We start from the raw sequence: 9,636 nt of genomic DNA, 5'->3' as shown, positions 1-9,636 counted from the left end.
GGCCCAGCACAACCGCGCCGGATACCGCGCCGAGCGCTGCATCGCCCGCGCGCTCCTGGGCGACCGCGCTCACGGGCACACAGGCCAGCATTGCGACAGCAGTGATCAGAGCTTTGGTCATCGGAGCGCCTCCCTCACGGGAAATCACTCCTGCTCAAATATGGCCGCAGAAGGTTCGCTTGCCGGCCAACAAAAGGCAATCGGCCGGCGGAACCCGGCCGTCGAGCGACGATGGTCTCCCTACAAGAGGTCGTCGTGCCGGGCGCGTCCAGCCTTCGTGGCCGAAGCCGCTTCGGCGGGGCGAAGGCCCGGGCATCCACGTTCCTTGTGCTGCGTGCTACGTCGCGCGAGACGATCCACGTCAGGATTTCAGCGCGTCGCGCGCCGTCTCCGGCGCCATCAGCGTCGCAATGATGGTGATGATCGAGAGCGCGATGATGTAGACCGACACGGCCCAGTACGAACCGGCCCATGCGAGCAGCGCGGCGGCGATCAACGGCGAGAAGCCGCCGCTCAGCGCTGCCGCGACATTGGCCCCCAGCGAGGCTCCGCTGTAACGCACCTGGGTGCGGAACAGCTCGGGCATGAAGGCCGCCTTCGGGCCGAACAGCAGGGCATGCGTCAGCGTCATCGTGACGACGAGCGCCAGCGTGATCAGCGCCGGCTCCCTGGTGTCGAGGAACCAGAATAGCGGAAACGCCAGCGCCACCGAGAACACGCCGCCGGCAAGATAGAGCGCCTTGCGGCCGAAGATGTCGGACAGCCAGCCGGCGAGCGGCAGCGTCGCGAACTCGACGATCGCGGCATAGACCACGGCATTCAGGATCACCTGACGCGGCAGACCGAGTTTTGTCGTGGCGTAAACAACCGTGAAGACGGTGAGGAGATAAGCGAGCCCGACCTCCGACACCGTGATGCCGATCGCCAGCAGAAAACTGCGCCAGTCGCGGCGCAGCACCTCAAGCACCGGCTGCGCCAGCACCTCCTTGCGCTCGACCACCTCCTTGAAGTGCGGCGTCTCCGCAAGCTTGAGCCGCACGATGAAGCCGACACCGACGAGCAAAATGCTGATCAGGAACGGCACGCGCCAGCCCCAACTCAGGAAATCGGCTTCGGGAAGCCTGGTCATCAGGCCGAAAATGCCGGTGGAGGCGGCAACGCCGACGGGAAAGCCGATCTGCACCAGGCTGCCGTAGAAGCCGCGGCGATTGCCGGCATGCTCGATCACCATGACGACCGCGCCGCTCCATTCGCCCCCTAAGCCGATGCCCTGAACGAAGCGCAGCATGACCAGCAGGATCGGTGCCCAGACGCCGATCTGGCTGTAGGTCGGCAGGCAGCCGATCAGGAAGGTGCCGAGCCCCATCGCGATCATGGTTGCAACCAGCATGGTCTTGCGGCCGAGCCGGTCGCCGTAATGCCCGATGATGGCCCCGCCGATCGGCCGCGCCACGAAACCGACCGCGTAGGTCGAGAACGCCGCCAGCGTGCCGACGAATGGATCGAAGCTCGGAAAGAACAGCTTGTTGAAGACCAGCGCCGCCGCCGTGCCGTAGATCAGGAAATCGTACCACTCGATCGCGGTGCCGAGCGCGCTCGCCCACACCACATGCGCCGTCGTCGATTTCTCCGCCCCCGCGGAAATCCCCGTTGCTGCCGTCATGCCCTGCCCCAAGATTCCTGATGGCATCATGGCCAATCACGATGACGGTTGCAACCTGCGGGCGTGTTGGCTCTCACAGGATTGCTACGCGGGATTTGGCGCACCGCTGCTTCAACATTCGTCATTGCGAGGAGCCCTTGCGACGAAGCAATCCAGTCTTCCTCCGCGGAAACAGTCTGGATTGCTTCGCTACGCTCGCAATGACGGCGTGGAAGTCGTTCCGCTTCCCGTCTTTCACCGGCGCTCTCCACTTTTCGCCATTGACAAACTAATTCACCATTATCTAACTTACCGCCAGAATAACCCGCCGTGCCAAGCGGCCAATAAGAGAGGGAACAACCATGAGAGGGCTTCTGGCCTGCGCCATGCTCGCGGCCATGACTTCCGTTGCCATGACGTCAGCCGCGACCGCGCAAGTGTCCGACGACGCGGTGCGGATCGGCGTGCTGACGGATCTGTCGAGCTGGGGCCGCGACAACAGCGGACCGGGCTCGGTGGAAGCCGCGAAGATGGCGGTGGAGGAATTCGGGCCGACCGTGCTCGGCAAGCCGATCGAGATCATCAGCGCCGATCACCAGATGAAGACCGACGTCGGCGTGCAGATCGTGCGCGGCTGGTTCGACAACGGCAGGGTCGACGCTGTCGTCGACATCCCCAATTCCGGCATCGCCATCGCAGTCCACAACATGGTGCGTGAGCGCAATAAGATCGCGCTGCTCTCCGGCCCCGGTGCGAGCTCGCTGACGGACGAGCTGTGCAGCCCGAACACCGTGCACTTCACCTACGATACCTACGCGCTGTCGAAGGTGACGGCCTCGGCCGTCATCAAGGAAGGCGGCAAGTCCTGGTACTTCATCACGGCCGACTATGCCTTCGGCCAGCAGCTCGAGAAGGACGCTACGCGCTTCATCAACGAGATGGGCGGCAAGGTCCTCGGCGGCGTCAAGCATCCGACCAACACCGCAGACTTCTCCTCCTTCGCGCTGCAGGCGCAGAGCTCCAAATCCGACGTCGTCGCCTTCGCCAATGCCGGCCAGGACACCGACAACGCCATCAAGCAGTCCGGCGAGTTCGGCCTGGTGCAGGGCGGTCAGAAGCTGGTTGGTCTCCTGATGTTCGACACCGACGTTCACGCGATCGGCCTCAAGGCCGCGCAGGGCACCTACATGACCACGGCGTCGTACTGGGCCATGGACGAGGCAACCCGCGCCTGGTCGAAGAAGTTCTACGAGCGTACCAAGGTGATGCCGACCATGATCCAGACCGGCGTCTACGGTTCGGTGCTGCATTATCTCAAGGCCATCAAGGCCGCCGGAACCGACGATTCCGCCAAGGTGATGGCCAAGATGCGCGAGCTGCCGATCGAGGATACATTCGTCCATGGCGGACGCTTGCGCGAGGACGGCCGCGTCATCCGCGACATGTATCTCGCCAAGGTGAAGACGCCCGAGCAATCGAAGGAGCCGTGGGACTATCTGGACATCGTCAAGACCGTGAAGGGCGAGGACGCCTTCCGCCCGGTCTCCGAATCCAAATGTCCGCTCTTGAAGAAGTGAAGCCAGATGACCGGCAACGAGCATAGCGCAATTGAGACCTACGAGTGCGACGTGCTCGTGGCCGGATCGGGTTGCTCCGGCATGTCGGCCGCGATCACCGCGCGCCATCGCGGCCTCGACGTCTTGATCGTCGAGAAGGAGCCGCGCTTCGGCGGCACCACTGCCCGCTCCGGCGGCTGGCTGTGGATCCCCGGCACCTCGCTGGCGAAGGCGTACGGCATCGAAGAGACGCCGGAGCAGGCCCGCACCTACTTGCGGCACGAGGCCGGCAACAACTTTGATGCCGCGCGCGTCGATGCATTTCTCAGTGCGGGTCCCGAGGCAGTCGATTTCTTCACCAGCAAGACCGCGCTGCGCTTCGACATGCCGCTGGTCTTTCCGGATTACCACGCGGAGGCACCGGGCGGTGTGCAGGGCGGCCGCTCCATGGTGACGCGCCCGTTCGACGGCCGCGAGCTTGGCGATCAGATCAAGACGCTGGGCATGCCCCTGCCCGAGCTCACCGTGTTCGGCATGATGCTCGGCTCCGGCAAGGAGATCATCCATTTCATGCGGGTGACGAAATCGCTGACCTCGGCGGTTTACGTGGCCAAGCGCCTGTCGCGGCATCTGATGGACGTGCTGCGCTACGGCCGCGGCATGACGCTGACCAACGGCAATGCGCTGGCCGGGCGCCTCGCCAAATCCGCGCTCGATCTGAAGATTCCCATCTGGCTGTCCTCGCCGGTGCGCGAGCTGACGGTCGAGAACGGCACGGTGACCGGCGCCATCGTTTCGCGTGAGGGACGCGAGGTCCGCGTCCGCGCAAGGCAAGGCGTCGTGCTCGCCTGTGGCGGCTTTCCGCATGACGTGGAGCGGCGCCGGAAAATGTTTCCGCATGCGCCGACGGGCAACGAGCATTTCTCGCCGGGCCCCACCGGGAATACGGGCGACGGCCTGCGTCTCGCAGAATCCGCCGGCGGTCATGTCGAGGATCGCCTGCCGAACGCGGCGGCCTGGGTGCCGGTGTCGCGGACGACGCGCAAGGACGGATCCAAGGGCGTGATGCCGCATTTCATCGACCGCGCCAAACCCGGCGTGATCGCGGTGATGCGCGACGGCCGGCGCTTTGCCAATGAGGGCAATTCCTATCACGACTTCGTCCAGGCCATGGTCAAGGCGGCCAGGCCCGGCGAGGAGATCGCGGCCTATCTCGTCTGCGATCACAAGACGCTGCGCAAATATGGCCTCGGCTGCGTGCCGCCCTTCCCGATGCCGCTGGGTCATCACCTCAATACCGGCTATCTCATGCGCGGCGATACGCTGGAGGCGCTGGCGGCGAAGGCCGGCATCGACGCCAAGGCGTTCGTCGAGACGGTCAAGCAGTTCAATGCGACCGCGCCGCTTGGGCACGATGCCGCCTTCGGCAAGGGCTCGAAGGCCTATAACCGCTACCAGGGCGACGCCATGCACGGCCCGAACCCCTGCGTCGCGCCGATCGAGAACGGCCCGTTCTATGCCATCAAAATGGTGATCGGCGATCTCGGCACCTATGCCGGCATCGTCACCGACGAGAATGCGCGGGCGCTCGACGCCGAGGGCCGGGTCATTCCCGGGCTCTATGCCGCCGGCAACGACATGGCGAGCATCATGGGCGGCAATTATCCCGGGGCCGGCATCACGCTTGGGCCGGCGCTGACCTTCGGCTACATTGCCGGACGACACCTCGCCGACAACGCCGCCAAGCGCGACGCGGCGTAAAGCCAAGCGCATCGGAGGCGCATGAAGAGAGAAAGCCGCGGCATCCAGTCGATCGAGGTCGGCGGAGAACTGCTCCGTGCCCTCGCCCGCAGCGGCGAGCCGATGATGCTGCGCGATCTCGCGCGCGAGGCCGGCATGACGCCGGCCAAAGCGCATCCTTATCTCGCCAGCTTCTCCCGCATCGGATTGATCGAGCAGGATGAGACCACCGGCCGCTACGAGATCGGCGCGCTGGCGCTGGAGCTCGGCCTGATCAGCCTGCGCAGGCTCTCCGGCGTGCGGATCGCAAGGCCGAAGATCGCCGCGCTCGCGAGCCAGATCGGACATGCGGTGTCTCTCGCAGTGTGGGGCACACACGGGCCGACCGTTGTCCAGCTCGAAGAACCGGCCCAGCCTGTTCACATCGTGATGCGCGCCGGCTCGGTGATGGCGCTGCTGGAGACCGCCACGGGCCGGGCCTTCGCGGCCTTCCTGCCGGAGAAGACCATCAATGCCGCGCTCGAAAGCGGCCTCGATCGTCACGGCGTCGGTTACAATCCGAAGCGCACGGTGAAGGGCGCCAAGCTCGCCGAGATGCTGACGGAGGTGCGCAAGCACGGCCTCGCCCGCGCGCTCGGCGATCCCCTGCCCGGCGTCAATGCGTTCTCGGCACCGGTGTTTGATCATTCCGGTCACGTCGCGCTGGTCATCACCGCGATGGGGCCCGAAGGCACGTTCGACGCGCGCTGGGACAGCCCGATCGCGCATGCCTTGCGCGACTGCGCTGGGGGCATCTCGAAGCGGTTGGGTCACGGGATGACGGTTGCGGCGGAGTGATATCTCCTACTTTTCCTTCACCGGCACCGTGTAGTTCAGGATCAGCCGGCCGCCATCCGGGTAGATCGTCTGCCCGGTGATATAGGACGCATCGTCACTCGCCAGGAACGCCACGACGGACGCGACCTCGCTCGGCTCGCCGCCGCGGCCGGCTGGCGTCCGCGACATCACGGTCCTGCGGGCATCCTCGGAGGTGTAGATGGATGACGCCACCATGTCGGTCAGGATCGTGCCGGGCCCGACCGCGACGACGCGAATGTTATGCGGGGCGAGCGCAACGGCGGCAACCGAGGTGAGCTGCTTCATGCCGCCCTTGGACATCGCGTAGGTCGCCAGCGCCGGGATCGCCAGCAGCGCATTCACCGAGGACATGTTGATGATGACCCCGCCCCCGCTGCCTTGCGCGATCATCTGCCTGGCGGCCGCCTGCACGCCGAAGAACGCGCCTTTCAGATTGATGCCGATGATCTCGTCGAATTCCTCTTCGGTGATCTCGAGGATGTCCCGGTTGCGGGCGACGCCGGCATTGTTGACCATGATGTCGAGCCGGCCGAATTCCTTCACGGCGGTGGCGACGAGCTGGTCCACGTCAGCGCGCCTGGCGACATTGCCGACGATTGTGCGCAAGGCACCGGGACGAACCGAGCTCGGCGGCGGTCGCCGCCAACCCATCGGCATCGACATCCGAAATCACGACCTTGACGCCATCGTCGAGAAATCGCTGTGCGCAGGCCTTGCCGATGCCGCGCGCTGCGCCGGTGATGGCGGCGACCTTGCCGGACAATTTCATGGGTTCACTCCACGACAGTGACGATCTCGCGGGCGCGTTCACGCAAAAACGCGCGGGCGCAGTCCGGCATGAAACCAGGTGATCATGGAATAGATGTCGTAGACGGGCAACCCAACCTCGGCCTGGAGCGCCGCCGCATAGGGCGGCATGTTGGTGCATTCGAGCACGATGGCGCCGACGTCGGGATTCTCTGCGACGAGCTGCTTGCCGGCCTCGACCACGTCACGCTCGGCCTGCGCGATGTCCATGTCGTCCTTCTCGGCCTTGATCAGGACACGGAAAAATTCCTTGCCGTTCTCGGTGCCGGCCAGCGGCGTATCGAGCGGCACCCCGGCGCCTTCGAGATGGGCCGGCGTCAAGGTCGAGCCCGACACCGTGACGAGACCGACGCGCTTGCCCGGCGGCAGGGTCGCCTGCACCCACGGCACCTGCATCAGCGACGAGGTCGCAACGGGAACGCCGACCGCCGCCGCGATCTCCTTCTGGAACAGCGAGAGGAAGCCGCAATTGGTGGTGATGGCCTCGGCGCCCAGCCGCACCAGATCTTTCGCCGCATCGATGAAGTCGGGCAGCAGGCCCGCCGCGCCCTTCAGCACCACTTTCTCCGGCGATGCCCCACTCACCACGCGATACAGCACGGGGAACGGCCAGGTTGTGCCGTTGCCCATATCGCCGGGAATGCGGGGGAAGCGCGCTTCCAGCATCAGGATGCCGAGCGGCGCGCCGTAGATGGCCTTGCCGCCACGGGCGATGCGGGAGGACGAATTGGCTGAACTGGTCATGCTGCGACCTCAGAGGAAACGATCGGGCGCAAACGGCGCCAGCGGAATCTCAGGCGGCTTGCCGCTTACGAGCTGGGCGACGAGCCGGCCGGTACGGGCCGAGCCGACCAGGCCGACATGGCCGTGGCCGAAGGCATAGACGACGTCGCGCGAGGCGCGCGCATAGCCGATGCAGGGACGTCCGTCGGGCATGCTCGGCCGGTGCCCGAACCAGGTTTTGACGCGCGACGTCGGAATGTCCTTCGGCAGTTTGGGGAACATGCTGACGAGGTGGTTACGCAAAATCTCCGCGCGCTTCCAGTTCGGCGCGGCCTCGAGGCCCGCGATCTCGACGGTGCCGGCGGCGCGCAGGCCCTTGTTGGTCCAGTTCACCACCATCTTGGCGTCCGACGCCATCATCGAGCTGCGCGGCCCCGATTCCGGGTTCTCGATCATGACGTGATAGCCGCGCTCGGTCTCGAGCGGCAGCGGATCGCCGATCGAGGCCGTGAGCTGCTTCGACCGGGCGCCCGCGGCGATCACCGCGGCATCGCAGGCGATCTCGCCGGTCTCGGTGACGACCGCGACGAGCTGATTGCCGGAAAGCTTCAGGCCCGTCGCCTTGGCGCGCACGAATTTTGCGCCACTCGCCAGCGCATGGTTGGCGAGCGCGGCGACATAAGCGCCGGGATCGCGGCAGCGGCCGGCCTCCTCCACCACCACGCCAAAGGTGTAGCGCGGATGCAGATCAGGCTCGCGCTGACGCATCTCGTCGGCGGAAAGCTCCAGCCATTCGACGCCGACCTTCTTGCGCAGGCGCCAGCCGAGATCGTTGTCAAAATTGCCGCGCGATGGGAAGACATGCATCACGCCGTTGCGCTCGATCAGTTCGGGCACGCCCGCCTCGTCCGCGAGCTTCCGGTGCAGCAGCGGCGCGTCCTTCAACAGATCGCGCAATGCGAAGGCCGTCGTCTCGACCCGCGCCTCGGTCCAGCCCGAGCGCAGATACTTGATCAGCCAGGGCAGCGCCCTGGGCAGGTAGGACCAGCGGATCGCGAGCGGCCCGAGCGGATCCATGAGATAGCCCGGCACCTTCTTCCAGATGCCAGGCTCGGCCGGCGGAATCACCGAATGAGACGACAGCCAGCCGGCATTGCCATAGCTCGCCGCCTGTTCGCCGCCGGGCTCGCCCGGATCGATCAGCGTGACGCGATGGCCCTCGCGCAGCGCCTCGATGGCGCTGATCACACCGACCGCGCCGGCACCGATGATGGCGACGTGGCGGCCGGTCGTCATCGCTTTAAGCCTTCACCGCGGGAGCAAAATCCTTGCCGACCGAGATCGCCCTGGGATCGATGATGCAGTGGAGGATCGACGGCTTGCCGGAGGCCAGCGCGCGCTCGAACGCCGGCGCGAATTCCTCGGTGCGCTCGACGCGCTCACCATGGCCGCCGAATGCCTTTGCGTACATCGCGAAATCAGGGTTCTTGAGCTGGGTGCCGACGACGCGGCCGGGATAGTCGCGCTCCTGGTGCATGCGGATGGTGCCGTATTGCGAATTGTCGACGACGATGACGACCAGGGCTGCGTCATATTGCACGGCCGTCGCGAACTCCTGGCCATTCATCAGGAAGCAGCCGTCGCCGGCAAACGCGACGACGGTTCGGTCCGGATATTGCCGCTTCGCAAGCACCGCCGCCGGCACGCCATAGCCCATCGAGCCGGAGGTCGGCGCGAGCTGGGCCGCAAAGCTGTGGAAACGGTGATGGCGATGGATCCAGCCGGCATAATTGCCGGCGCCGTTGCAGACGATGGCGTCCTTCGGCAGGCGGTCGCGCAGCCAGGTCATGACCTGGCCGTACTGGAAGGCGCCCGGCAGTTCGCGCGCCTTCTCGGTCCAGGCGAGGTAATCGGCATGGGCCTTGGCGGCCTCGCCCTTCCAGGCCACCGCGTCCGAGGGCTTCAGCGTCTCGACTGCGGCCGCGAACGCCGCGGGCGTTGCCTGGATCGCCAGCGCCGGCTGATAGACGCGGCCGAGCTCTTCCGAGCCCGGATGGACATGGATCAGCTTCTGCTGCGGCGTCGGAATATCCAGCAGCGTGTAGGACGAGGACGGCATCTCCGACATGCGGCCGCCGATGAGCAGGATGACATCGGCGCCGTCGATGCGCGCCTTCAGGCCCGGGCTCGGCCCGATGCCGAGATCGCCGGCATAATGCGAATGGTCGGCATCGATCAGCGAGGCGCGGCGGAACGAGGTCGCGACCGGCAGGTCGAACCGCTCGGCAAAGCGCGCGATGCTCTTGGTGG

Annotated in this window: 7 protein-coding genes and 1 pseudogene; 3 read left to right on the top strand and 5 right to left on the bottom strand. The window is 65.9% G+C overall.

All coding sequences use genetic code 11. From position 1 onward, the window contains the following. Positions 1–361: 361 nt before the first annotated feature. Positions 362–1,663, bottom strand: a complete 1,302-nt coding sequence (locus MOV75_RS15890; RefSeq protein ID WP_246926308.1) for an MFS transporter — start codon at positions 1,661–1,663, stop codon at positions 362–364. A 341-nt stretch (positions 1,664–2,004) separates the two neighbouring features. Between MOV75_RS15890 and MOV75_RS15885 the strand changes: the two genes are divergently transcribed. From MOV75_RS15885 to MOV75_RS15875, 3 genes are read left to right on the top strand one after another with little or no spacing between them, the layout of a single operon-like run. Next, positions 2,005–3,219, top strand: a complete 1,215-nt coding sequence (locus MOV75_RS15885) for an ABC transporter substrate-binding protein (RefSeq protein ID WP_246926306.1) — start codon at positions 2,005–2,007, stop codon at positions 3,217–3,219. A gap of 6 nt (positions 3,220–3,225) precedes the next feature. Continuing rightward, on the top strand, positions 3,226–4,959 hold the full coding sequence (locus tag MOV75_RS15880; RefSeq protein WP_246926305.1) for an FAD-dependent oxidoreductase: 1,734 nt from the start codon (positions 3,226–3,228) through the stop codon (positions 4,957–4,959). Positions 4,960–4,980: 21 nt separating this feature from the next. Continuing rightward, positions 4,981–5,775: an IclR family transcriptional regulator gene (locus tag MOV75_RS15875; protein ID WP_246926303.1), complete on the top strand. Its 795-nt coding sequence runs from the start codon at positions 4,981–4,983 to the stop codon at positions 5,773–5,775. 6 nt (positions 5,776–5,781) lie between these two features. On the opposite strand, the pseudogene MOV75_RS15870 reads toward MOV75_RS15875, so the two are convergent. The 4 genes and pseudogenes from MOV75_RS15870 to MOV75_RS15855 form a co-directional block, all read right to left on the bottom strand. Beyond that, positions 5,782–6,565 (bottom strand): annotated as a pseudogene (locus tag MOV75_RS15870) (SDR family NAD(P)-dependent oxidoreductase). A gap of 38 nt (positions 6,566–6,603) precedes the next feature. Further along, the gene (locus MOV75_RS15865; protein WP_246926300.1) at positions 6,604–7,347 is read right to left on the bottom strand and encodes an aspartate/glutamate racemase family protein; all 744 of its coding nucleotides are present in this window, start codon (positions 7,345–7,347) and stop codon (positions 6,604–6,606) included. A gap of 9 nt (positions 7,348–7,356) precedes the next feature. Next, complete coding sequence (locus MOV75_RS15860; RefSeq protein ID WP_246926299.1) at positions 7,357–8,622, bottom strand: FAD-binding oxidoreductase; 1,266 nt, start codon at positions 8,620–8,622, stop codon at positions 7,357–7,359. Between the two features lie 4 nt (positions 8,623–8,626). Next, positions 8,627–9,636 (bottom strand): thiamine pyrophosphate-dependent enzyme (locus MOV75_RS15855; RefSeq protein ID WP_247006154.1); only part of this gene is annotated, 1,010 nt, incomplete at its 5' end.

It is taken from the genome of Bradyrhizobium sp. PRIMUS42 (assembly GCF_023006515.1).
Lineage (GTDB): Bacteria > Pseudomonadota > Alphaproteobacteria > Rhizobiales > Xanthobacteraceae > Bradyrhizobium.
Note: the sequence above shows the minus strand (reverse complement) of the source record. Positions and strands in the feature narration are given on the sequence as shown.